Below are 25,570 nucleotides of genomic sequence, written 5' to 3'. Positions count from 1 at the left end.
AATCTAAAGAATTATTATGAGTTAGTCGCAGCGTCGGAGAATTAGTTACGGACGGGTTTGCCTGATTTTAAAACACTTTGGATCCGCTCCAGGGATTTCTTTTCGCCACAAAGGCTCATAAAAGCTTCCCGTTCGAGGTCAAGAAGGTATTGTTCCGAAACGAGGGTTGGTTCACTCAGGTCGCCGCCACACATTACATAAGCGAGCTTTCTTGCAACCAACGCATCATGATCAGTAGCATAACCTGCGCGCCACATTCCGTTAACTCCTGCCAGCAGGGTCCCCAGGGCCGACCGGCCCAGGACCTTAATGTCTTTGCGTTGTACCGGTGTTGTATAACCGCTGTCGTAGAGCTCGGTAACGCTTCGTTTGCCTTCTGCAATTCTCCTTGCCTGGTTGTAAACGATCTCATCCTGGCCCTTTCTTAACATTCCAAGATCAAAAGCTTCATGGGCCGAGGTTGCCACCTTTGCAGTGGCTATTGTAAGAAAACGGTTTTTCAGGGTGATGGTTTCCGGTTCATCTTCGTGCATTTCATCTGCGGCACGCAACACAAATTCCTTGGTTCCGCCACCACCCGGGATCAGGCCGACCCCGAGCTCAACCAGACCAATATAAGTTTCAGCGGAAGCGCAAACTTTGTCGCTATGGAGGCTTAATTCACATGCACCACCGAGTGTAAGCGCATGTGGTGCCACCACAACAGGAACGCTTGAATACCTCGCGCGCATCATCGTATTCTGGAACAACCTGATGGCCATATCAAGCTCATCATATTCCTGCTCCACGGCCAGCATAAAGATCATTCCGACATTCGCACCGGCTGAAAAGTTCTGCGCATCATTGGCAATGACAAGCCCTTTGTATTTTTCTTCTGCAAGTGATATAGATTTTTGTATGCCTTCGAGCACTTCTCCTCCAATACTGCCCATCTTGGTGTACCACTCCAGCCCAAGAACATCATCTCCGAGATGATAGGTTCTGCATGCGCTGTTTTTCCATACGAGTTGATTGGAGAAGTTCTTCATCACTATAAAAACATCAGCACCAGGCAATGGCTTATACGATCTGGTCGCCGGATCATAGAACAGGCGACGTCCGTTTTCAACCTTATAAAAAGTGGTTGCTCCGGATGCAATCATTTCTTCCACCCATGGTGCAACGGTAAAGCCGGCTTCCTTCATTTTTTTGATCGACGCTTCAACACCAAGCGTATCCCAGCTTTCAAAAGCTCCTATTTCCCAGCCAAAACCAGCCATCATGGCATCATCAACGCGGTATAGCTCATCGGAGATTTCCGGAATCCTGTGCGAAATATAAGAAAAGAGGCCCCAATGAAACTGGCGATAGAACTCAGCAGCTTTGTCAGATCCACTAACAAGGATCTTCAATTTTTCCTTAAGATCTTCGACGGGTTTAGCAGCTTCCAGCGTAGCGAACTTCGGCTTCTTTCTTGGCTCGTACTCCATGGTAGACAGGTTCAGCACATGGATCTCTTTTTCTCCCTTCGCATTGGGTGGCATCTTCTTGAAAAAACCCTGGCCAGTTTTATCGCCAAGCCATTTGTTTTCAACTAATTTGTTGAGCCAGGTGGGGATTTGAAATACGGCTTTTTGTTCATCACCCGGACAATGATCTGCCACTCCCTTTGCGACCTTCACCAGGGTATCGATACCGACTACATCTGCTGTACGAAACGTAGCTGATTTTGGACGGCCAATAACAGGACCTGTCAATGCGTCGATATCATCGATTGACAAACCAAGCTTTTCCACAAGACCGAAGATTGCCATTATACCATAAACGCCAATCCTGTTTGCAATGAATGCAGGGGTATCCTTACAAAGCACTGTCGTTTTTCCAAGGTGTAAATCACCATAGTTCATCAGAAAATCCACAACCGCGGGATCAGTGTATTGCGTTGGAATTATTTCCAGCAGCCTGAGATATCGTGGTGGATTGAAAAAGTGTGTTCCGCAAAAATGTTTTTTGAAGTCATCAGATCGCCCTTCCGTCATCATGTGAATCGGAATACCCGAAGTGTTTGAACTAATCAGTGTTCCCGGCTTGCGATATCGCTCAACTTCAGTAAAAATTTGTTGTTTGATATCGAGTCTTTCCACAACCACCTCTATGATCCAGTCACATGAGGCGATGTCCTTCATATTATCCGTAAAGTTGCCGGTTGTTATTTTTTTCAGCGCATCTTTTGAATAAAGAGGGGAAGGGTTTGATTTGACTGCTGCAGCAAGCGCGTCATTAACAATCCTGTTTTTGACTGCGGGATGTTCCGGGTTTAAGCCCTTTGCCTGTTCAGCAGGGGTCAATTCTTTTGGAACCATATCCAATAACAAAACAGGCACACCGATTCCTGCGAAGTGACATGCAATTCTCGACCCCATTACGCCGGATCCGAGTACAGCAACTTTCCTGATAATTCTTTTCATCTGATAATATTTTAATTTTTGCCAGGCACTTATCATAGCTGCAAAAACCGCAATAACAATCGTTTTTTCACAGGCAGCAACTATGTCAATTACTTTGGTAGCATTTTTAATTCGAGGCAGTCGTCACTAACATCCAGGAACTCTTCAATCAACCTCTTCCGTTTCCACTTTGCAGCCAATCCGTAAGCTCTTCAATCAACCTATTCCGTTTCCACTGCGCAACCAATCCGTAACCTCTTCGATTAACCAAATTAGTTAGTTAAACAACTATTTACTCCGAAGATATAACAAAAATGTATTTTCTGCCATAGGCCCGGGCAATTAGCGATTTATTGATCAATCTTTAATAACATTGGCTTATGTCTTCCCAACATGCGAAAGAAATTTTTATGGCAGGGGTCGAAGCGGTTCAACCTGCGCGGCTTATTCCTGGTCATGTTCACCTGACCAACGATCGCCTCGTTGTCGGGGAGCAATCGTTTGCGAGATCAGGACTGGGACGGGTAATAGTAATTGGCGCGGGAAAGGCAAGTGCTGCGATGGCAAAGGCCATTGAGTCAATCTTAATGCCCGTGTTAAGCAGCGGCCTGGTGATCACAAAGTATGGACATTCGCTTCCCTTGCAGAAAATTGAATGCCTGGAAGCAGGACACCCGGTGCCTGATGGTAATGGGATTGCCGCAGGGTTAAAGCTTGTAAAGCTGGTTGAGGGCCTTCGGGAAAATGACCTGGTCATCTTCCTCGTGAGTGGTGGAGCTTCGGCGCTCCTTTCGGATACTCCCCCCGGTGTGTCGCTGGAAGAGTTACAGCAGCTGGTAAGTTTGTTACTTGCCTCGGGGGCAAGTATTGATGAGATCAATTGCATCCGTAAACATCTTTCGACGATCAAAGGCGGACAGCTGGCAAAAAAGATCTATCCTGCTAACCTTGTGTCGCTGATCTTAAGTGATGTGAACGGTGATCAGCTCTCCGTTATAGCCAGCGGACCAACAGTTGGCGACCCTTCTACTTTCTTCGGGGCTATCGAAATCCTGGACAGGTATCATCTTACCACAAAAGTGCCTTCCGCGATTATCCGCCGGTTAAACGATGGTGCTCATGGGCTGATACCCGAAACACCGAAACCCGGGGATGAGGCATTGGAAAAAACGAGCAATATGCTGATAGGCACAAATGCTGTCGCTCTCGGGGCATCGGGGCGTGCCGCTGCGGAAAGAGGTTATCATACACTGGTAGTGAATCATGCTCTTGAAGGAGAAGCGGAGGTGCAGGCGAGGCTTTTCGCTGAGGCCTGCCTGTTATATGGTGGTACAAGGCCAGCCTGCCTGTTGATGGGCGGTGAAACCACGGTTACCATTCACGGAAAAGGATTAGGTGGCAGAAATCAGCATTTTGCCCTGGCTGCACTCTGTGAACTGATAAAAAAAGATATTGATCCCGGGCAGATACCCGTGATACTCTCAGGCGGCACTGACGGTTCCGACGGCCCTACGGATGCGACAGGGGCTTTCATTGAAGCGGCGCTGGTGAACAGGCTGAAGATGGCCGGTGACAGCCACCTTGCTGAACAATATTTACAAGAAAATGATGCCTATCATTTCTTTGAGAAATATGAGGGGCTGGTTAAGACCGGCCCCACACAGACGAATGTTATGGATATTGTAATAGGGTTAGTTACCACAACTGATGACTTGTTTAAGTGACTTTTGAACCCGGGTCGATATTGTTGTCGGGGTTTACAAAATGTAGTTGACCGGCCTTGTCCTCGGCCATCAGGATCATCCCGTTGCTTTCAATACCGCGCATTTTGCGTGGAGCAAGATTTGCCACAACTACTACCTGCTTACCCACAATATCTTCAGGTTTGAAGTGCAGGGCAATGCCGGAAACAATAGTCCGGGTCTCAAACCCGAGATCAACTGATAGTTTCAAAAGCTTATCCGCTTTTTCAACTTTAGCTGCACTAACGATCTTGCCCACCCGAAGATCCAGCTTGCCGAAATCGTCGTAAATTATTTCAGGTTTTACTTCGGGGTTCCGGGTCTCACTCTCCTTCTCCGTCATGGCTGTTGCTTCATTACCTGCTTTAGCTTCAGGCGATTTTCCGCCAGCTTCGTTTTGATTTTTCGCTGCTATTTCCTTATCCATTGCTGATCCGGTTTTCAATTGTTCCTTTGAGCCGTCGGGTTCGTTTGTCGGTGATGGTGGCTTAACCAGTCCCGCTTTAAGTTTGTCAACCTGGGCCGATATCTCTGCATCGTCGATTTTACGGAACAATAATTCGGGTGGGCGAAGTGAATAACCTACACTGAGCAATTTCGTTTTGCCTGCGTTTTCCCAATCAAGCATCTTGTCCACCACCTTCATCATGTGGAGCATCTTTTTTGCTGTAAATGGCAGGAAAGGCGCGATAAGAATAGAAAGGTTGGCAGTCAGCTGCAAACAAATGTGCAGGCAGTTATCTATCTGTTTTTGGAGTTCAGGTTGTTCACCCAGCTTTTTGGCGATGATCCAGGGTTCTCTTTCCTGCATGAATTTGTTCCCCTTTCTTGCAAGGTCAATCACTTCGAACAATGCATCCCGGAACTTATATTGCTCCAGCAACGATTCTACTTTTGCTTTTGTTGTGTCGAATTCACCAAGCATCTGGAGATCCCGCCCGGTTGTGACATCTGCATGTAACGGCGGAACTTTGCCATTGCAAAGCTTATGCATCAGGACAAAGGTCCGGTTAACAAAATTCCCGAATATGGAAACGAGTTCACTGTTGTTCCTGTCCTGGAAGTCTTTCCAGGTGAAATCGTTATCCTTAGTTTCCGGTGAATTTGCACAGAGTACATAACGTAGCACATCCTGCTGATCCGGAAAATCCGTGATATAATCATGTACCCATACTGCCCAGTTCCTGCTGGTCGAAACCTTTTCACCTTCTATATTCAGGAACTCGTTTGCGGGTACGTTGTCCGGCAACACAAAACCTCCATGGGCCTTTAACATGGCCGGAAAAATAATACAATGAAATACGATGTTATCCTTTCCTATAAAATGAACCAGTTTGGTATCTTCTTTACACCAATAGTCTGCCCATTGGTCAGTCAGCTCTTTGGTCGCAGAAATGTAACCTATAGGTGCATCAAACCAAACATAGAGCACCTTGCCTTCGGCGTTAGCCAAAGGTACCTTTACGCCCCAGTTGCTGTCACGTGTCATTGCCCTTGGCTGCAGACCAGCATCCAGCCAGCTTTTACATTGGCCGTAAACATTGTTTTTCCATTCTTTGTGACCTTCGATTATCCATTCCTTCAGCCATGGTTCATACTGTTGTAAAGGAAAATACCAATGTCTTGTTTTCCGTTTAACCGGTATTGCATCGCTTAATGTTGATTTAGGATTAATCAGTTGCTCGGGGCTGAGACTTGTTCCGCACCTTTCACACTGGTCGCCATATGCATTTGGGTTTGCACAAACGGGACATGTACCGGTAATATATCGGTCAGCCAGGAAGGTATTGGTCTTTTCATCAAAATATTGTTCGGTTTCTTTTTCCTCGAACAATCCTTTATCATACAAAGTGGAAAAAAAATCAGAAGCCGTTTCGTGATGGGTTTTGTTTGTTGTCCGTGAAAAGATGTCGAACGAGATACCCATCTGTTCAAAGCTGTCTTTGATAATTGTATAATATTTATCAACAACCTCCTGGGGACTGATTCCTTCTTTCATTGCACGAATGGTGATAGGAACTCCATGCTCATCCGTTCCACAAACATATTTGATATCGGCTTTTTTTGCACGCTGATATCTGACATAGATGTCAGATGGCAGGTAGCATCCCGCAAGGTGACCAATGTGAACGGGCCCATTCGCATAGGGCAGGGCAGAGGTAACCAAAATTCGCTTGTAATCTGTCATAATAAAGACGGGTTATATCAACAGGGTCTGACCGGTTGAGTCCGCAAAAATACCGTAATCCATCTCAACGCCCCAATTTTTGCAGGCGTGGGTTCTTTCGGAGCTGATCTGTAAGGGCGAGTAGGAGTGGTGGACAACAGAACCCATCACCTCTGGAAATTCGGTGCAGCGCAAAATAGTTTGGTCACCAGGGCTGGTTATCGGAATGAATTACTGGTTACATTTAATGTGGGTTTCAGATTTCAATTCAATACCAAAGATAAATATGAAAGCAAGGATAACCGTATTAACGCTTGGTGTAAAGGACCTTGAAAAGTCGGTAGAATTCTATCACAAGGGGCTGGGTCTGGCCACAAAGGGAATTGTCGGAAAAGAATTTGACAACGGTGCAGTAGCATTTTTCAATCTCGAGAATGGATTAACACTTGCCTTATGGCCAAAAACAAGTATTTCCGCTGATACGAATATACCAATTGGCCAGTCCAGTCCGCTTGAGTTCACAATTGGACACAATGTCTCATCAAAGCAGGAGGTGATTGAAGTGTTAAACGAGGTCTCAAAAGCCGGGGGCAAAATAGTTAAGACAGCGCAGGATACTTTTTATGGTGGTTTCGCCGGATACTTTGCGGATCCGGATGATCATCTCTGGGAAGTAGCATGGAATCCCCAGCTTGAACGCACAGGTAGCTTCACCTGAGTCACTGATTTTTTTTACTTTTAAATATGCATAGAAAAGCATTCCTTTCTTTTTTCACCGGTGCCCTGTCAATTCCGGCTTTATCTCTTGCCAAAGACCCTGTGCATGTAAATACAACTTTTACTGTGCCGCCATATCTGCAAAAAGGCGATATCATTGGTATAACCTGTCCTGCCGGCTTTATCTCACTGGAAGACATCAGACCCAGCATAAGCCTGATGGAAAGCTGGGGTTATCGCGTAAAAATAGGAAACACCGTGGGGCGGCGGGATTTCACATTTGGCGGATCCGATCACGAACGCATGTTGGATTTGCAGGATATGATTGACGACCCCGATGTGCGGGCAATCATGTGCGCCCGCGGAGGTTATGGAGCAGTGCGAACAATTGACAGGATCAGGTTCGATGGTATCAGATCGAAGCCAAAATGGATCATCGGGTTTAGTGATATAACGGTGATCCATAGTCATCTCGCAGCGAATTACCAGGTTGCTTCTATACATTCCAAAATGTGCAATAGCTTTCCCGAAGTCTGGAATCTGGCGGATCCCATCCAGGTTGATACAATCCTGTCAATCCGGGATGCACTAAGCGGGAAGCCGAGGGTCTACAGTGTGCCACCGCACCCCCAAAACCGAAAGGGAAAGGGTACCGGAATATTGGTGGGAGGGAATATGAAAACGCTTGAAACCCTTACCGGAACCCGATCTGAACTGAATACAAAAAATTGCCTGTTATTTTTAGAAGACACCAACGAAAATCTTTATAGCATCGACCGCATGTTCCGTCATTTCAGGCGAAGCGGAAAGCTTGATAACCTTGCCGGCATCATTATTGGAGGCTTCAAAATAAAACCAGATGATCCCGGGGAGGATTTTGGCAGAACCTTATACGAGATTGTCTGGGACCAGATCCGTGATTTCAATTATCCATTGTGTTTTGATTTTCCTGTGGGCCATCAAAAGAACAATTATGCCTTGAAATGTGGAGTGAGACATCAATTGGATGTAAACGGCAAAAGTGCAACATTGAAAGAAGTGAGCGAATAACGAGATCGATGGATCCATCCCCGTTATCAGCTGAGAAGTAACCAACCGGTAGCAATTCAAACCGGTAGCAATTCATTAATTATATACAAAGCGATAATATGATCCGCATCCCCCCATATCTTAAACCAGGCGATACCATTGGAATTGTATGTCCTGCAGGTTTCATGCAAGCAGAGAAGGCAGCAACATGCATACAGGTTTTGAAGGATTGGGGTTATAAGGTCAAAAAGGGGAAGACGCTCGAAAGTAATTCAGAAAATTATTTTTCGGGAACCGACGAAGAGCGGCTAGATGATCTTCAGTCAATGCTCGATGATGACGAGGTTAACGCCATTCTTTGTGCCAGGGGTGGTTACGGTACATCCAGGATCATAGACAGTCTTAACTTCCGCAAGTTCAGAAAACAACCCAAATGGATAATAGGGTTCAGCGATGTAACAGTATTGCATGCACATATTAACCGCAAGTTCAAAATAGCAACGCTTCATGCCCCGATGGCTGCTGCGTTTAATGATGACGGTTATATGAACGAATATGTACAGTCACTCAAAAATGCAATGGAGGGCAGACCTGCCGTTTATAACCATGTTCCCCATGTGTTTAATAACAAAGGTAGAGCAACAGGTGAGCTGGTGGGTGGTAACCTGGCGCTTATCGTTCATATACTGGGGACACCGTCAGAACTAAAAACCAAGGGAAAAATTCTTTTCCTCGAGGATATCGGGGAGCAGTTATACAGTGTAGATAGGATGTTTGTGCAATTAAAACGAAGTGGTAAGCTGGATCAGCTGGCAGGACTCATTCTTGGAGGTTTTACAGATATGAAAGACACCGGTAGGCCCTTTGGTAAAACAATCAATGAGTTGATCCACGACCATGTAAAAGATTATGAATACCCCGTATGTTTTGGTTTCCCGGTGAGTCACGACAAAGAAAATTATGCACTAAAAATCGGAGTTAGTTATGAGCTAAAAGTCGGAAAAATGAAGGTCACCCTGGCAGAATAGTACTTTAATGGAATGGCTCTGCAATGGAATGGCCCTGAATTGGAATGGCTCTGAATTGGACGGGCTCTGAATTAGAATGGCTCTGAATTGGACGGGCTCTGAATTAGAATGGCTCTGCAATGGAATGGCTCTGAATTGGAATGGTTCCGCATTTTAATAGTGTTGCGGAGGAACGGCTCTGCAATGAAATGGCACCATTTTGAATACCTGCCCAGTAATTTTTCCGATAGTAATTGATAACAGCCAATTGTTGTTGTTGAACCTGATTCATTGATATCAGTCTCCTGGTTCCAGGGTAAATATGGCATCCACAGTGGTATCAAAAACCCTGGCAATTTTTAGGGCAAGAATAGTTGAGGGTACATATTTATTTGATTCAATGGCATTGATCGTCTGACGGGATACACTGATCCGTTCCGCAAGATCCGCCTGTGTAATATTTAATATCGCCCGCTGCACTTTTACTGTGTTTTTCATAATGTTAGTTTGGGTCCGCGGAAGTTTTGTTTTTGTAAAGGATCAGATGAAACCGCAAAATAAATATGATCAGTACAGTGAGCATGTTGTACATCATAACGTCTATGAAAGACCATCCATACACCAGGAAGGCAGCAATGATCAACAGAACATAATTCACAAGTACTGCCCATTGCAGTGACTCGAGCCTGATCCGGTTGATGAATTCGTCCTCATGTTTTTCTCTTGAAAATGCAATCAGTAAAAGGCCTGCAATGATGCCGGCGAGCGCAATCTCATCGGTGAAATTTAACTGAAGGTCTTTGAAAACCGAGGTGCCCTCCTTACTTGACTTAATGGTAAGAAAGCCCACTTCAAATTCGTAAAACCGCCACCAAAAACCGAGCAGCAATGAGGGGATTAATATCACCAGGCCCAAAATTTTATACCTGGATGGGATCAACAAGTTAGATTTCATATCAATTTTATTTGACACAAAGTAAAGTAAACTTTACATTATATCAAACAGGTTTTACATTTTTTTGGGGAAATTTTTTATCGGGTCCTTTAAAAAAGGATGTTGAGAGCAGCTCTTTAAAGGCCGTTTTAATTAATAGCCCACTACTTGCTAAGGCTAAACAGCATTGGCATTCCATGCAAAAAAAGACGATTATGACCCTGGATTTTACCCCACCAAATTGAAGGTCAAACTGACAATGCCGGGATGACTTATGGAGCCATGGCCATCTTTGATCAGATGCTTCGCAGATAATTTCACGGCAAGCTAAGTAATGAGTCCAGTTTTGAGGTGTAGCCTTTGAACCGGAAGAGGTCGTTATGGCTCCCGTCTTCTATTACTGTAAACTCGCTACCGGGTTTAAGAAATGGTTGAAGTTTTTTAGCGTTCCGGAGTGGTATCACACCATCATCTTCACCATGAAATATTGAAACAGGCGCATCAACTTTTTGAAGATATTCCCAGGTAGGGAACCTGTAGTGAATAATGTTATTGAAGGGATAAACCGGTATATAACTCTCAAAAACCGAAGGCATACTATAGTATGGCGTTTCGAGTAATAACCTTTTACAGTCCCTCACTGAAGCCAGCTGCGTAGCAATACCGGAGCCAAGTGAACGGCCATAGATAATGATGCTGTCTGGTGCAAATCTCGCTCTTGCCAGTTTATAAAAAGTCAGCGCCCAGTCGTACAATACCTGTTCGGAGAAAGTTCCGGTGCTCTTTCCAAAGCCCGGGTAGTCTATCATCCATATTTCATATCCATGTTTTGTAACCAGCGGTACGATGCCGGTGTACCTGTTGATATTTTCACGGTTACCATGGAAGTAGAGCACTACACCTTTAACAACGGTATCCGGTGTTTTAAACTGAACAATGTTCATCTTCGCTTTTTCACTGTAGGGAATGTTCAATTCTTTGAAAGGCTGCGAAAATGAAAACTTATGATCGGGGGGAAGACTTTTTGGATGAAGCAGGATATAATCCTGCAGGTAATATATCAGGATACCTATCGTGGCATAAATCAGTATGACAATTCTCAGCCAGCGAAATACTTTTTTTCTGTTCATATCAATACTTCAGAATATCCCTGATAAAGTTGTGATATTCGGGGAACGAAGTTAGGTTATTATGCCCGCCGCCTTCAATTCGTATCAGCGTGATTTTATTGGGGCTGATCTTTTGTAAGGCCTCGCTATGACGGATAGGGATCAACCAGTCTCGTGTACCGTGGATAATATAAGTATGACAGTTCACATGTCGGATCCATCTATCGGTCCGGAGATGATATCGCAATACCCATTTGACCGGCAGAAGCGGAAGAAATCTTCCCACTACCTTCAATAGATTGTAATACGGCGAATCAAGTATGAGGTATCTTGGTTTGTTCTCTGAAGCGATCTTACACGCAAATCCGCTACCAAGGCTCCTTCCGTATACCAGGATATGATGCTCAGTGTATTGCTCGGCAAGTTTTTGATAAACAAATTGCATATCACTTAACAGGTCAGCCTCGCTTCTTTTCCCGGTGCTTTTACCGAATCCACGGTAATCAGCAAGTACAACATCATAGCCGTAGCGATAAAAATCTTTTGCATATTTGCTCCAACCCTTTATACTGCGGGTATTACCATGCAGATAAAACACAAGTCCCAGGGGATCCTCCCGGTAAAAATGCAGCCCGTTTATGCGGACTTCGGGCCCCACATCAAAAAACAATTCACGGAAAGGCAGGTCGAATTTGAACTGAAAATCCTGTTTAAGTTTTTCAGGCTTGAAAATAAACCGATCCTGGATGAAGTAGATCAGTATACTTAAGCCAATTAAGGAAGCTAAGGTATATACCCAAAACATGGGAATAGAGTTCTGAGTGATGAGTGATGAGTGATGAGTGATGAGTGCCGGATGATGTGTTAAGACATCACTCCAAACTCACAACTCAACCGGGTGTATTCTTTTCAACTTCAGGTTTGTTACCGGGGCCACAATGAGCGGGAATTTTTCGATAGTAACATTGGCGGTATCCAGGCCGAATCCCTTTTCTTCAGACAAGCTGAGTTCTTTCAGCCAGAAGTACAGCTTCATTACTACGCGTTCGAAAAACGGTAATTCATTATCCTGGCTCAGGTATTTTTCCATGACGATAAACTGGAAATCGCCCACTACGTTATTTCTTTCCAGTGACTCGTAACGGCTCGTGATATTCACTTCCTTATTTGCTACCAGGTCAGCGACTACTTTCCGGAACATAAGATTGATTTTCGGTTCCATGCGGAAACCGAGCCTGAATTCTACACGGATGATATCATTTGGAATGATATGGTCCACCTTGTATTCACAGGTATAGGGATCGTCGAGCGTATCGACGTGCACGAACCAGTAAATATCTGAACGTTTTGGTTTTTTATTGAGGATGGAATAAATGATCTTATGTTCTATCTCTTTCGGATTGTTTGCACTCGTCAGATATACCAGGTGAGTGGCGTATTTTGGAACTGTTCTGTCATTACTCAGTTCCTGGATCTGGGGGATATAATGTTCCAGCCTTACAAATTCAACATACCTGTTTTTGATCTTCCTGCTTCTATACCAGACGTACATGATCCCGAACATCACTCCTCCCATGATCAGCGTTATATAACCGCCATGTGTGAATTTTTGAAGCAGGGCGACAAGAAAAGCCGATTCAATGATAAAGTAACCTATCAGGAACACATAGATCCATACGGCCGGCACACGTTTTCCGATGAGATAGTTCGCAAAAAGTATTGTCGTCGATATCATCGTAACGATAATAGCGAGGCCGTAAGCGGCTTCCATTTTATTGGACTCCCGGAAATAGAGAACCACGCCAACGCAACCAATGAAAAGCAGCATGTTGACAGCCGGAATAAAAAGCTGGCCCTTTTCCTCAGAAGGATACCTGATCTTGAATTTTGGCCAGAGATTCAGGCGCATTGCTTCGCTGATAAGGGTAAACGATCCCGAGATCATTGCCTGGCTGGCGATAATGGCTGCGGTGGTGGCGATTACAACACCAGGTATAATAAACCAATGCGGCATCAGGTCATAAAATGCATTGATGCCCTGCAATTTCCTGGCAGCCTCATTAACGGTGATACCACGGTAATTGGCAAGCAGGTAAGCTCCCTGGCCGAAGTAATTCAACAGCAGGCAGCTTTTTACATAAAACCACGAAGTGCGGATATTAGCCCGGCCACAATGTCCAAGGTCACTATACAGTGCTTCGGCACCAGTGGTACACAAAAACACCGCTCCCAGGAGCCAAAAACCGCTGGGGTATGTTGCAAGGAAATTAATGGCGTAGTATGGGCTTAATGCCTTGAAAATAGAAAGGTCATCAAAAATATGGTAGACACCCAGAATGGCCAGCATGGTAAACCATATGAACATGATGGGCCCAAACAACTTTCCTATTGCGGTGGTACCAAATTGCTGAAGAAAAAAGAACAGGACAAGTATACTGATCACAATGATAACAATAGTGTTATCCTGTGTTCCGAGTTCACGCAGTACAGGAAGTTCCCTTAGCCCCTCTATGGCCGAGGTGATTGAAATTGGTGGGGTAATGATACCATCTGCAAGCAGGGCCGCACCTCCCAACATGGCGGGTAACACCAGCCATTTTTTTTGTCGCCTTACCAGGGCATAAAGCGCGAAGGTGCCACCTTCCCCCCGGTTATCAGCCTTCAGAACCAGTGTTACATATTTGATTGTTGTTTGCAGGGTGAGCGTCCATATGATACATGATAGACTACCGACTATCAGCGACTCGGAAATCGTTCTGTCAGAAATAATTGCGTTGAAAACGTAGAGTGGAGAGGTTCCTATGTCCCCGTAAATAATCCCGAGCGCTATAATAAGTCCAGCTGCAGTGACCTTGTTCGTCTGTTTGCCCACGATAAAATAGTTAAGTGTGGCTAGGGTGAAAGGGTTTGTTAACAAAATTGCGCCAGGGTCACTGGCGCTTCACAAAGGTATACGGAAAAAAACTATTTAACAGATGTTTTATAACTGCCTGCCAACACTATCTCCACCCATCCCATCTCATAATTTTACGTATATTATAAAAGCCTAAAAATGGTGTCAAATTTTGGGAAGCCGTATTGTAATCCTTAATTTGGCATGAAGATACCTGTCAACGATGAAACCAGCCTGTATGTATTTGAGACCTTTCCTTCTTTCCCTGTTTTTTATATCATTCTTCTCGTTTGCGGGCATTTCACAAAGGATATATTATTCCCAGCCCGAACGTGAGGACAGCCGCAGGACAAACTTTGACATAATCGGCAAGGTGGGCAACAACATCCTGATCTTCAAAAACAACCGGAGCGAGAACGATATCTGCGTTTACGATGGAGAAATGAAGCTGATCGACAGGATCAACCTGAATAACAGCAGCCGTTGGGTGAACGTTGACTTTATCCCTCACCCGGACCATGCCTGGATGATCTACCAGTACCAGGAAAGGAACATTCTTTATTGCATGGCGGTGAAATTGAACAGCCAGGGTAAAATGATGATTGATCCTATCGAACTGGATACAACTAAGATTGGCTTCTCGGCTAACAATAAGATCTATACCACCGTCTTCAGCGATGATAAAAAGAAGGTGATGATCTTCAAGATCAACAACAAAAACCAAAAGAATTTCATTTTTACGACCCTTTTGTTTGATGAAGAGCTGAAGCTGCAGACAAAACACCGGATGAGCATGCCGATGGAGGAAAAGAACGATTATTTCACGGAGTTCCTGGTTGATAATGAAGGGGCAATGGTGTTCGGGAAGTTTGTCCGCAAGTCAAACAGCGACTTTATTTCCGATTTGAAACTTATTATAAAACCTGCTGATAAGGAAGAATTCATCATCCAGGATCTCAAAACCGGCGACCGTATCCTTGATGAGATCAAAATCAAGGTAGACAATACCAACAAACGGTTTTTATTCAGCGGTTTCTTTTACAAACAGAAAAAAGGCAACATCGAGGGGCTGTACACCGTGGTCTGGGATAAAGCAATTAATGGTATCCGCAAGGAAACTGTGATCGCATTCTCAGATGATCTGCGGAAGACCGCCAAGGGTCCCGACGCGAATGTCAGACTCGCTTTCAATGACTTTTTCATTAAAAATATCATTACCAGGAAAGACGGCGGCTATCTCCTGGTGAGCGAATCCAACTACACCAGTTCAAGAGGGAACTCTTTTAACAGGTGGGATTATATGGGCTGGAACAATCCGTGGGGCGGAGGGTTCAGTTCGCCGAGTTATTATTCGCCATTCTATAATCCATATGGATCCGCCTGGAACAGATTTGGAGGCAACCAATCTACCCGTTACCATGCTGAAAACATTATGATCATCTCCTTTGACAAGGATGGCGGTGTGGAATGGACCAACATAATACCCAAGACGCAATATGATGATGAGAGCGATGCTTTGATATCCAACCAGATCATGAATACTGGTGGAGAGCTTCATTTCCTGTTTAACCAGTACGAGAAAAGGACCCTAATGCTGAATGATCATAGCATCAGCCCCGATGGTAAGGTCACCCGTCGCCCGACTCTGAAGAATCTCGAAAGAGGGGTTGAGTTTATGCCAAGGTATGGAAAACAGATCAGTGCAAGAGCGATGGTCGTCCCCTGCCAGAACCGCAATTACCTGACCTTCGCCAAAATCGAGTTTTAATTGTTACAGCTAAATAGTTCCAGTTAGCAATCTGAAATAATCAGTTCATTTTTCCTGCGATGCATTGAATTTGATGGAGTTAATTGTAATATTGAGCTAAATATCCTCTGTGATTGGCATTTTCAGGCAAAAAAACCAGGGCAATGCGGTAATACTGATCATATACGGAATGTTGCTAAAATTTGGCATGTTCCTGAACCCATCCGGACCCGTACGTCACCCAGGTGATGATCATTATCTTTACACCTGGTTACTTGATTTTCTTGAGCCGCTCAAACTGCCGGCCGCTATTTATTCCCTGATCAGCTTCGTATTGCTGTATTTACAGGCAACATTGTTTAACAGGATCTGCAACGAGCTAAAAATGCTGCCCCGGCCGAACTATCTCCCGGCCATGTCATACTTGCTGCTGACTTCCCTGTTTCCTGAATGGAACTATTTCTCAGCTCCGCTTATTATCAACCTGTTCCTGATCTGGATATTTTACAGGATGACCAACCTATACAACACCCCAAAACCGGTAGCCTCTATTTTTAATATCGGGATGATAATGGGTGTGGTGACACTGTTATACCAGCCTGCGATAGTATTTGTATTGCTGCTGTTACTGGCCCTTTTTATCATGCGGCCATTCCGCATCCGGGAGTGGCTGATCGGTCTGTTGGGCATCAGTGCTCCGTATTATTTCCTGTTGCTGATATTATACTTCCAGGACCAGTGGCACTGGCGCCAGATGCTTCCTACTATCTCTTTCAGGCTGCCCACCATGCCATCTTCCCTCGCTGTCACCTTTAGCATCATATTGCTGGTGGTGCCGTTTATTATCGGGGGCGTTTTTGTGCAGAATAACCTCAACAAGATGTTGATCCAGGGTAGAAAAAACTGGAGCCTTTTGTTATTATTCCTCATAATGTCCCTGCTTATTATCGTGGTAAATGGGGGAGAGAACAACTATGTTAACTGGGCGCTTTCGGTGATGCCGCTGGCCGCATTCCACGCCGCCGCCTATTATTATCCTGTAAACAAGTGGTTTCCATTGACGATGCACTGGGTCATTTTCGCTTTTGCTGTCTACGTAAATTATTTCCTTCCCTGATTTTCTTATCTTTGACCTCTTCAACCAAATTCTTAGAATGAAATTCGGAGTTGTAGTTTTCCCAGGGTCCAATTGCGATAGAGACATGCAGGAAGCACTTCAAAATGACCTTAACCAGGAAGTTTTGATGCTCTGGCACAAGGACAAGTCACTGGCTGCGTTTACCAAGGATGATTGTATCGTGTTGCCCGGTGGTTTCTCGTATGGTGATTATCTACGTTGTGGCGCAATTGCCCGGTTCAGCCCAATGATGCAAAGCGTTATCGAATTCGCAAAAGACGGCGGAAAAGTGCTAGGTATATGTAACGGATTCCAGATTTTATGCGAGTCACACCTGCTTCCGGGAGTGCTGCTCAGGAACGCAAATCAACAGTTCATTTGTAAAAATATTTACCTGCGGACACCTGATGCCGACAAAGTGTACAAACTACCGGTGGCGCATGGAGAAGGCCGATATTATGCTGATGAGCATATCCTTGATGAACTGGAGTCTAACGGCCAGGTGCTCTACCGTTATTGCGACGAACATGGAAACATCACCACCGAGGTTAATCCCAATGGGATTGTTAATCCAAATGGTGCCACACGCAATATCGCCGGCATTTGCAACAAAGAGAGAAATGTATTTGGTATGATGCCCCATCCTGAGCGTGCCTGTTCTTCCAGTCTTGGGAATACCGATGGCCGTCTGATCTTGGAATCTCTTTTTTCCTTAAAGCCAGCCGGAATTGTAAAACCTGTAACAGATCTGGTCAATATTTAGTCTTTTATTAGCATAATAAGATAGAATTTTGAGTCCGGATTTGAGTTATAGGAGTTGTATCACTAAACGTAGATTATGAGGCACTTTTTACTTATCGGTTTTTTGGTTTTTTCGGGTCTGATAACGATGGCGCAGTCAGGGAAACAGGTCAAATGGACTTTTGCTGCGAAAAAAATTGCAGATAAAACCTATGAGATCCATATGACCGCTGACATCAATCCTAACTGGCACATGTATGCGCAGGATGCCGGCGAGGGGCCTCAGCCAACCGCTTTCAAATTCACGAAAAATCCATTGCTAAGCTTTGATGGAAACGTTAAGGAAGTTGGTAAGATGAAGAAAGTGTATGAAGATGCTTTTAAATCGGAAGTGCGATTCTATGAAAAGTCTGTCAACTTCATCCAGACGGTAAAGGTTCGTGGCACTGCAAAAACGAATCTGGCCGGTAAGGTTGAGTTTATGGTTTGTGATGATAAACAATGTTTGCCACCTACCGAAATTCCTTTCGCTGTAAACATTGGCGAATAATGTTTTTCGTCTCTTAATAATATTGGAACGAGTTCTTCATATGAAGAACTCGTTTGTTTTTTTAGGTGTTAATCCCAGGTAAATGAAACGATTTTTACTTTTCACTCTTTGTGTAATATTTGTATTTACAACGGTCAGCGCGCAGGATTCGGCCATATTTAAATGGGAAGTGACCAGTCAGAAAATCGCTGACAATACATATAAACTAAACTTCACAACAGCAGGTGCACCGGCCTGGGATCTTTATGGTCCTAACGAGGTGATAAGCGAGGTTCCTGCAATGGAGGTGGATTTCTCAGATTCCTCAATCCAGGAACTTAAACCTTTTGAAGAAAAGGGTAAACCGCAAGTAATAAAATCTGTCCTTTTTGATAATGCGCCTTTTAAAGTATACAATGGGGAGGCCAGTTTTGCGCTTACCATAAAATTTCCGGGTAAAGTCCCCGAAACGCTTATCGGTACCATGAGTTATACCTATGGAAGAGGCGAAGCTTTTTATCCGCTAAATCCACTGCCTTTTTCTGTTACACTTGAGGGTGGAACAAAATCCGAAACCCGGATTCTGATCAGCAGTTTCGATCTGAACAATCCCGTTAGTGATTGTGGCGATGAAGGCACTGCAGGCAAGGGCTTATTCGGGATCTTTCTGCTGGGTTTGTTGGGAGGATTTATCGCCCTGTTAACTCCCTGTGTGTTCCCATTGATACCGCTTACAGTGTCGTTTTTTACAAAGCAATCTCAGAGTCGTTCGAAAGGCATAAGGAACGCTTTGGTTTATGGAGGGTTCATTTTCCTGATCTATATTTTACTCAGCCTTCCGTTTCACCTGATCGGTGAAGGCAACCCGGAGATCCTGAATAACATCTCCACGAATGTCTGGCTCAACCTGCTGTTTTTTGTGGTGTTTGTAGTGTTTGCCATTTCTTTTTTCGGGTATTTCGAAATTACCTTACCCGGAAGTGTGTCTAATACAGCTGGTGCCAAATCCAGTGGATCTAACCTGGCAGGCATTTTCTTTATGGCTTTAACGCTTGCCATTGTTTCCTTCTCCTGTACCGGTCCTATACTGGGTTCATTATTGGTAGGCGCTTTATCCAGCAACGGCGGGCCCATGCAACTTACTTTCGGCATGGGCGGCTTCGGTTTTGGCCTGGCGCTTCCCTTTGCCATTTTTGCCATGTTTCCGGGTTGGTTACAATCTTTGCCAAAATCCGGTGGCTGGCTCAATACTGTCAAGGTAGTGCTGGGTTTCCTGGAACTGGCAATGGCTATTAAGTTTTTATCTAATGCCGATCTTGTTGAACAGTGGGGAATTGTCAAAAGAGAAATCTTTATAGGTGCGTGGATAATCATCGGGATATTGCTGGTGTTGTACCTGCTGGGTAAGATAAAGTTCCCGCATGATAGCCCTGTTGGAAAGTTCAGCGCGACCCGGTGGGTGTTTATAGCCCTGTTTGCGGGCTTTACCCTTTATCTTATCCCCGGTGTTACGAACTCAAAAGCAGCGAATCTGTCATTGATCAGTGGTTTTCCTCCCCCGCTTTGTTATAGCGTTTATGCTAAGCCGGTAAATTGTGAAACAGGGATTGAGCCTTTACGTGACTATGAAGAAGCGCTAACCCTCGCAAAAAAACTGAACAAGCCAATACTGATAGATTTTACCGGGTGGGCCTGTGTCAATTGCCGTCGGATGGAAGAGAATGTCTGGACCGATGAGAAGGTAGGGGCACTGATGAAAAACGAATTTGTGGTAGTATCATTATATGTTGACGAGCGGAAAACACTGCCTGCTGCCGACCAGATAAATTACAAGACAAAAAACCAGTCCATTAAGCAAATCCTTACTGTAGGCGATAAATGGGCCACTTTCCAATCTGAAAACTTCAACGCTGTTGCTCAACCGCAGTATGCCATCATAAGTCCTGATGAGAAAGTGCTGACCAGGACTAAGGGCTATACTCCTAATGCCGCTGAGTTTGCGGAGTGGCTGAATTGTGGCATTAAGGCGTTAAAGAAGTGATGAATTGGGAGTTATGAGTTATGAGTGAGTTATGAATTGGGAAAAATTCAGTTATAAGTACCATTTATTATTATTTATAACTCACTCATAACTTACTCATAACTCACTCATAACTCATAACTCTCAACTCATAACTCCTTCAATGGTTTCAGAGGTTTGTATATATCAAAAAGACCTCAGCTTTCGACTGAGGTCTTTAATTAGGCGTCATTCTGTAACAACCTTCCAAACAGCAAGCAATTCTAGTGAAAGGGTCTAGAGGGAGCCACAGAATGACAATATCGTGGCGTATAATTTTCTTCAAATTTAAGCATTCGATCCGTTCCCTTTTTACGGCCGGTGTTAAAATTTAATAGAAAACATGTACTTTAATCTAATTATAATTCTTCGTACTGATTATAACGCGATTTTTTTCTGGGTCATCATCTTACGCAGATTGATAAGTCCATAACGCATTCTTCCAAGCGCAGTATTTATGCTGCAGTTTGTAAGAGAAGCGATTTCCTTGAAGCTTAAATCAGCATAATGACGTAGAATGATTACTTCACGTTGATCTTCGGGTAACAAATCAAGCATCTGTCTTACGCGATCGTGGCTCTGGCGTTTCATCATTTTAACGTCTGCACCGTCTTCGGTAAAGTTGATTACTTCAAAAATGTCACGATCATCGCTGGTCTTGATAGCGGGAGTGCGTTTTACTTTACGGAAATGATCTACACAAAGATTGTGTGCGATACGCATTGCCCATGGAAGGAATTTTCCTTCTTCAGTGTAACGGCCACCGCGGATTGTGTCGATAATTTTGATTAAAACGTCCTGGAAGATGTCTTCGGCAAGATACTTGTCCTTTACAAGGAACAAAATAGAGGTGTACATCTTGTCTTTGTGGCGGATAACTAAAGTTTCCAGCGCATACAAATTACCATCCTTGAAATCGTGGATGAGTTCGTGATCGGTCTTAGTACGTAAAGAATTCATAACTTCTACGGGTTTTGAAGGTGATAGGATATTAAAAATTGTAATAATGGATTTTGTCGGAAACGGCTTTTCTTAAAAAGTAGAAGTGGGGATCTCGATAGGCGATGAGTTTAGTTTTCGTATTTATTGTACAAATTACCGTTTAAAGATATTAACTTTTTGCAGAAAACAAAACTTTAGCAATCTTTTTAGAGATTATACCCAATCTCCATGAATATTTCTACTTAAAAACCAGCCATGAAGGGATAAATTTGCATTTAAGATATGCCAGTTAAGACAAAAAAGCCAAAAGCAGTAAGCGAATCAGTTCTTAGATCTTCCGATAACATATATATAAAAGGTGCAAGGGTTCATAACCTGAAGAATATTTCAGTAGAAATTCCCCGTAATAAGTTGATCGTAGTCACCGGCGTTTCAGGCTCCGGAAAATCTTCACTTACCATAGACACTTTATTTGCCGAAGGGCAGCGCCGATATGCCGAAAGCTTAAGCGCATATGCGAGGCAGTTTATGGCAAGGATGAGTAAGCCGGATGTTGACTTTATCAAAGGTCTTTGCCCCGCGATTGCAATAGAGCAAAAGGTAGTTACAAGAACGCCCCGTTCTACCGTGGGAAGTATGACCGAAATTTACGATTACCTGCGTTTGTTGTTTGCCAGGGCGGGTAAAACTATTTCACCGGTTTCCGGAAGGGAAGTCAAAAAGGATGATGTAGCGGATGTGGTCAAAACAATCAGTGGATTGAAGACAGATGATAAAGTGCTGATTCTTGTACCCTTCAGGCAACACGCAAACCGACAGACAACCGAAGAACTCAACATACTGATACAAAAAGGTTTTTCAAGACTATACCAGGCGCCGAAACCGAAATCCAACGGCACGGGCGAAGTACTAAGACTGGAAGATTTGTTGGAAACACCGGACTGGCAGCCTGATATTTATACTTACCTGTTGATTGACAGGCTTGTCGTCAAAGAATTCGATGAAGACGATTTGCACCGGATCGCAGATTCTGCTGGCACCGCATTTTATGAAGGAGAAGGTGAACTAACGCTGGAAATAAACGCTGGTACGCGGCTGAACTTTTCCAACAAATTTGAACTAGACGGAATAGTTTTCGAGGAGCCGGTTCCCAATCTGTTTTCGTTCAATAACCCGTTTGGAGCCTGCCCGGTTTGCGAAGGCTTTAGTATGGTATTGGGTATTGATTCCGACCTGGTAATACCTGACAAGCGGTTAAGCCTGTACGAAAATGCAGTTGCTCCCTGGAGAGGGGAAAAGCTGAGCCTTTGGAAAGAACAGTTTATCAAGGCCGCAAAGAAATTCAATTTTCCTGTTCACAAACCGATCATGGATCTTACCAAAGAACAGTATAAGGTACTTTGGGAAGGGAACGAGTATGTAGAAGGAATAAATGCTTTCTTCAAAGAAGTAGAGCAAAATCTTTACAAGGTTCAATACCGGGTATTATTATCGAGGTATCGTGGTCGCACAAGTTGCCCGGAATGTAATGGGTATCGCCTGCGCAAGGAAGCTTTGTATGTGCAGGTTTCGGGTAAGCATATCGGTGAGTTGTGTGAAATGCAGGTAAAAGATTTATCTGCCTGGTTTGAGACGCTCAACCTTACGGAATACCAGGTGCAGGTTTCAAAACGAATCCTTATTGAGATCAATCACCGGTTAAAGACTTTGCTTGATGTGGGTTTAGGTTATCTTACGCTTAACCGGCTTGCCAATTCCCTGAGCGGTGGAGAGAGCCAAAGGATACAGCTGACCCGTTCGCTTGGGTCCAATCTCACCAATTCTTTGTACATACTTGATGAACCATCGATAGGTCTTCATTCCCGGGATACCGAGAGACTGATCCGGGTTTTAAAGGAACTCAGGGATCTTGGTAATACAGTAGTCGTTGTGGAGCATGATGAAATGATGATGCGGGAAGCGGATCATATCATCGACATGGGCCCGCTTGCTTCCCACCTCGGTGGTGAAGTGGTTGCCAGTGGTAACTATGACGAGATCGTCGCAAACCCGGCAAGTCTTACCGGTAAATACCTGACTGGTAAACTGAAGATTGAACCTCCTGCCCAGGTACGTAAGTGGAAAAGATCGATAACGGTTGAAGGGGCAAGACAAAACAATCTCCAGGATGTAACTGCCGTTTTCCCGCTGGATCTTTTATGCGTGGTGAGTGGTGTGAGTGGCAGTGGTAAAACAACGCTTGTAAAACAGGTGCTTTACCCTGCTTTAAGAAAGTTGAAAGGTGAATTCAGCGACAAGGTTGGTTTACATAAGGTGATCAGCGGAGACCTTGATTATATCTCGCAGATAGAGATGGTTGACCAGAACCCGATCGGAAAATCTTCGAGAAGTAACCCGGTAACTTACATAAAAGCTTATGACGAGATACGTGATTTATATGCAAAGCAGCCACTAAGCAAGATGCGCGGGTTTCAGCCGAAACATTTTTCATTTAATGTTGATGGCGGCCGGTGTGATACCTGTAAGGGTGAAGGTGAGCAGGTTGTGGAAATGCAGTTTTTAGCTGATGTTCACCTAACCTGCGAATCATGTGGCGGTAAGCGTTTTAAGGAAGAGGTGCTTGAAGTGACCTACAAAGGGAAAAACATTTATGAATTGCTGGAGCTTAGTGTGGATGAGGCCCTGGAATTTTTCAAGGATGAAAAGGACATATTCCCAAAAATAAAACCATTAAGTGATGTTGGTCTTGGTTATGTGAAACTTGGCCAGTCATCCGATACATTATCGGGTGGCGAGGCCCAACGGGTAAAGCTCGCTTCTTTCCTGGTTAAAGGGAAGGCCCAGGGTCATATCTTGTTCATTTTCGATGAGCCGACAACCGGTTTGCATTTTCATGATATCAAAAAATTGCTGGGATCCTTCCAGGCCTTAATTGCCCAGGGGCATTCCATCCTCGTGATCGAACACAACACCGATGTGATCAGGTCCGCTGACTGGGTCATAGATCTTGGACCGGAAGCAGGGGATGCAGGGGGAAAGATCATTTATTCGGGTGTGCCAGAAGGCTTGAAGAAAATAGCCGGTAGCCAGACGGCGAACTACCTCTAGTCAGACAGTGTCAATTCTCAAAATGAAGGTTTAACTCAGTTACGTGAATCAACGTCAGTAATTCAAAAACAAAAAGGCCGGAGTTTCGAAGAACCCCGGCCTTTTTGAGTATTTAGCTTAAAGTAAATTATTCTTTTACCAGTTTGTAGCGAAGATCCTTAACCTGCAGGATATAAACACCCTTTGGCAGATTTGCATCGATTGCTATTGAGTTAGCTCCTGTTACCTGGTAGCTCACTTCCTTACCTGCCACGTTGAATACGCGGATGTTATTTTTGTTTACATCCGAAGCGTTGATTCCTTTCAACTGAACATCAGAACGGAACGGGTTAGGGAAAACAGACAGTGTAGTTGAAGCAGAAGATCCGCCGTTTACATAAACCACTTTGGAATACTTAAACTTGTAATCCAGGTCAACCATTTTCAGCCTGTAAAAACCTGCACCGCTGAAACTTTTGTCTGTGAAACTATAGTTGAGGGGATTAATCGAGAACCCTGCAGCTTTTACAGTACCAACTGTGGTGAAGCTTTTACCATCGCCACTTTTTTCAACTTCAAAATGCGAGCTCATTGCTTCCTGCTGTGAGGTCCAGTTCAATGCAACCTCATTTCCTCTCAGGGTTGCATTAAAAGCTCCGAGAACTATTGGAAGAACGATACGCTGATTAATCTCAATCTCACCGTTCTCTCCGCATTTGTTACCATCTTTTTCAAATTCAATCGCTGTGATAGTATTAAGGTTACCACAAACATAGGGAACACTGGCAGTGCCTGTAGCGCTAACAAACACCGGGGCACCAGCGGTTACTTCAGTATTGCCTGCATAAATCCTGACCTGTGCTCCAAACCAATATGACTCCAGTACGAGGATGTCTACCTTGCATCTGTTGATACTGAGATCTTCGGAAATGTTTGCGAAAGCTCTACAAACCGGTTGCGAGAAAGCCGTGGAGGAGAAGACCGTAGAGAGGATTAAAAATGCGATAATAGAGTAAAATTTCTTCATGTACATTAAAGTTAAATATTTATATAAGTGGTTTCGAATACAAATGAATGTAAAGTCGGAGTTTACCACAAGGAGGATTTGATGGCCTTTAATGTAGGAAGATTGGCAGTAGTTGTTTAAGTAGGAGAGGATCTGTTAGTTTTCTGTGGAGTGGATTATCTGAGGCTAAAGTAGAACAAATAAAAATGATCTGCAAGTCCCCGGTGAAAATTTTTTTCTTTAAAGCTCATTTTGCCTTAAACCGCTTACAGATAGAAGGTTAAACCTGCAAACAAGGAAGCGGTTTCCAACTTTCCG

19 protein-coding genes are annotated in these 25,570 nt (G+C 44.2%); 10 read left to right on the top strand and 9 right to left on the bottom strand.

The genetic code is table 11. The features are described from left to right. Positions 1 to 41: 41 nt before the first annotated feature. Complete coding sequence (locus tag ACX0G7_RS20950) at positions 42 to 2,447, bottom strand: 3-hydroxyacyl-CoA dehydrogenase NAD-binding domain-containing protein (RefSeq protein ID WP_458925479.1); 2,406 nt, start codon at positions 2,445 to 2,447, stop codon at positions 42 to 44. A gap of 359 nt (positions 2,448 to 2,806) precedes the next feature. Here ACX0G7_RS20950 and ACX0G7_RS20945 point away from each other — a divergent pair, with 359 nt between their 5' ends. After that, positions 2,807 to 4,150 carry a glycerate kinase type-2 family protein gene (locus ACX0G7_RS20945; protein ID WP_458925478.1) on the top strand — a complete coding sequence of 448 codons (1,344 nt, stop codon included), beginning with the start codon at positions 2,807 to 2,809 and terminating at the stop codon, positions 4,148 to 4,150. Here ACX0G7_RS20945 and metG read toward each other — a convergent pair. Then, complete coding sequence (gene metG, locus ACX0G7_RS20940) at positions 4,143 to 6,356, bottom strand: methionine--tRNA ligase (protein ID WP_458925477.1); 2,214 nt, start codon at positions 6,354 to 6,356, stop codon at positions 4,143 to 4,145. The two genes, ACX0G7_RS20945 and metG, sit on opposite strands and share 8 nt — an antisense overlap. Positions 6,357 to 6,621: 265 nt before the next feature. On the opposite strand from metG, the gene ACX0G7_RS20935 reads away from it, so the two are divergent. The 3 genes from ACX0G7_RS20935 (at position 6,622) to ACX0G7_RS20925 (ending at position 9,109) form a co-directional block, all read left to right on the top strand. Further along, a complete protein-coding gene (locus ACX0G7_RS20935) occupies positions 6,622 to 7,053 on the top strand; it encodes a VOC family protein (protein WP_458925476.1) in 432 nt (143 codons plus the stop codon). Between the two features lie 26 nt (positions 7,054 to 7,079). Beyond that, the gene (locus ACX0G7_RS20930) at positions 7,080 to 8,102 is read left to right on the top strand and encodes a S66 peptidase family protein (protein WP_458925475.1); all 1,023 of its coding nucleotides are present in this window, start codon (positions 7,080 to 7,082) and stop codon (positions 8,100 to 8,102) included. A 98-nt stretch (positions 8,103 to 8,200) separates the two neighbouring features. Continuing rightward, positions 8,201 to 9,109, top strand: a complete 909-nt coding sequence (locus tag ACX0G7_RS20925) for a S66 peptidase family protein (protein ID WP_458925474.1) — start codon at positions 8,201 to 8,203, stop codon at positions 9,107 to 9,109. Between the two features lie 276 nt (positions 9,110 to 9,385). Here the strand turns inward: ACX0G7_RS20925 and ACX0G7_RS20920 are convergent, their stop codons facing one another. From ACX0G7_RS20920 to ACX0G7_RS20900, 5 genes are all read right to left on the bottom strand, one after another. After that, complete coding sequence (locus tag ACX0G7_RS20920) at positions 9,386 to 9,586, bottom strand: helix-turn-helix transcriptional regulator (protein WP_458925473.1); 201 nt, start codon at positions 9,584 to 9,586, stop codon at positions 9,386 to 9,388. A 4-nt stretch (positions 9,587 to 9,590) separates the two neighbouring features. Next, positions 9,591 to 10,043, bottom strand: a complete 453-nt coding sequence (locus ACX0G7_RS20915; protein WP_458925472.1) for a hypothetical protein — start codon at positions 10,041 to 10,043, stop codon at positions 9,591 to 9,593. A gap of 296 nt (positions 10,044 to 10,339) precedes the next feature. Continuing rightward, positions 10,340 to 11,152: an alpha/beta hydrolase gene (locus ACX0G7_RS20910; protein ID WP_458925471.1), complete on the bottom strand. Its 813-nt coding sequence runs from the start codon at positions 11,150 to 11,152 to the stop codon at positions 10,340 to 10,342. A gap of 1 nt (position 11,153) precedes the next feature. Further along, complete coding sequence (locus ACX0G7_RS20905; RefSeq protein WP_458925470.1) at positions 11,154 to 11,936, bottom strand: alpha/beta hydrolase; 783 nt, start codon at positions 11,934 to 11,936, stop codon at positions 11,154 to 11,156. Between the two features lie 78 nt (positions 11,937 to 12,014). After that, positions 12,015 to 14,003: a KUP/HAK/KT family potassium transporter gene (locus ACX0G7_RS20900; protein WP_458925469.1), complete on the bottom strand. Its 1,989-nt coding sequence runs from the start codon at positions 14,001 to 14,003 to the stop codon at positions 12,015 to 12,017. Positions 14,004 to 14,262: 259 nt separating this feature from the next. Between ACX0G7_RS20900 and ACX0G7_RS20895 the strand changes: the two genes are divergently transcribed. The 5 genes from ACX0G7_RS20895 to ACX0G7_RS20875 all read left to right on the top strand — a co-directional run bounded on the left by ACX0G7_RS20895 (position 14,263) and on the right by ACX0G7_RS20875 (position 20,199). Next, positions 14,263 to 15,792, top strand: coding sequence for a hypothetical protein (locus ACX0G7_RS20895; RefSeq protein WP_458925468.1), 1,530 nt, complete (start codon positions 14,263 to 14,265; stop codon positions 15,790 to 15,792). 109 nt (positions 15,793 to 15,901) lie between these two features. Further along, the gene (locus ACX0G7_RS20890; protein ID WP_458925467.1) at positions 15,902 to 16,888 is read left to right on the top strand and encodes a DUF6427 family protein; all 987 of its coding nucleotides are present in this window, start codon (positions 15,902 to 15,904) and stop codon (positions 16,886 to 16,888) included. A 37-nt stretch (positions 16,889 to 16,925) separates the two neighbouring features. Then, a complete protein-coding gene (gene purQ / locus ACX0G7_RS20885) occupies positions 16,926 to 17,651 on the top strand; it encodes a phosphoribosylformylglycinamidine synthase subunit PurQ (protein ID WP_458925466.1) in 726 nt (241 codons plus the stop codon). A gap of 75 nt (positions 17,652 to 17,726) precedes the next feature. Further along, entirely contained in the window at positions 17,727 to 18,179 is a 453-nt protein-coding gene (locus tag ACX0G7_RS20880) for a protein-disulfide reductase DsbD domain-containing protein (RefSeq protein WP_458925465.1), read from the top strand. Positions 18,180 to 18,261: 82 nt separating this feature from the next. Further along, positions 18,262 to 20,199 carry a protein-disulfide reductase DsbD family protein gene (locus ACX0G7_RS20875; protein WP_458925464.1) on the top strand — a complete coding sequence of 646 codons (1,938 nt, stop codon included), beginning with the start codon at positions 18,262 to 18,264 and terminating at the stop codon, positions 20,197 to 20,199. 396 nt (positions 20,200 to 20,595) lie between these two features. Here the strand turns inward: ACX0G7_RS20875 and ACX0G7_RS20870 are convergent, their stop codons facing one another. Beyond that, positions 20,596 to 21,177 (bottom strand): RNA polymerase sigma factor, encoded by a 582-nt coding sequence (locus tag ACX0G7_RS20870; protein ID WP_458925463.1) that lies wholly within the window; start codon positions 21,175 to 21,177, stop codon positions 20,596 to 20,598. 264 nt (positions 21,178 to 21,441) lie between these two features. Here ACX0G7_RS20870 and uvrA point away from each other — a divergent pair, with 264 nt between their 5' ends. After that, positions 21,442 to 24,267 carry an excinuclease ABC subunit UvrA gene (uvrA, locus tag ACX0G7_RS20865; RefSeq protein WP_458925462.1) on the top strand — a complete coding sequence of 942 codons (2,826 nt, stop codon included), beginning with the start codon at positions 21,442 to 21,444 and terminating at the stop codon, positions 24,265 to 24,267. Between the two features lie 127 nt (positions 24,268 to 24,394). Here uvrA and ACX0G7_RS20860 read toward each other — a convergent pair whose 3' ends face one another. Then, positions 24,395 to 25,273 carry a T9SS type A sorting domain-containing protein gene (locus ACX0G7_RS20860; RefSeq protein ID WP_458925461.1) on the bottom strand — a complete coding sequence of 293 codons (879 nt, stop codon included), beginning with the start codon at positions 25,271 to 25,273 and terminating at the stop codon, positions 24,395 to 24,397. Positions 25,274 to 25,570: the final 297 nt, after the last annotated feature.

It is taken from the genome of Flavitalea antarctica, from assembly GCF_054461535.1.
This window is presented reverse-complemented; position numbering and strand designations above follow the sequence as displayed.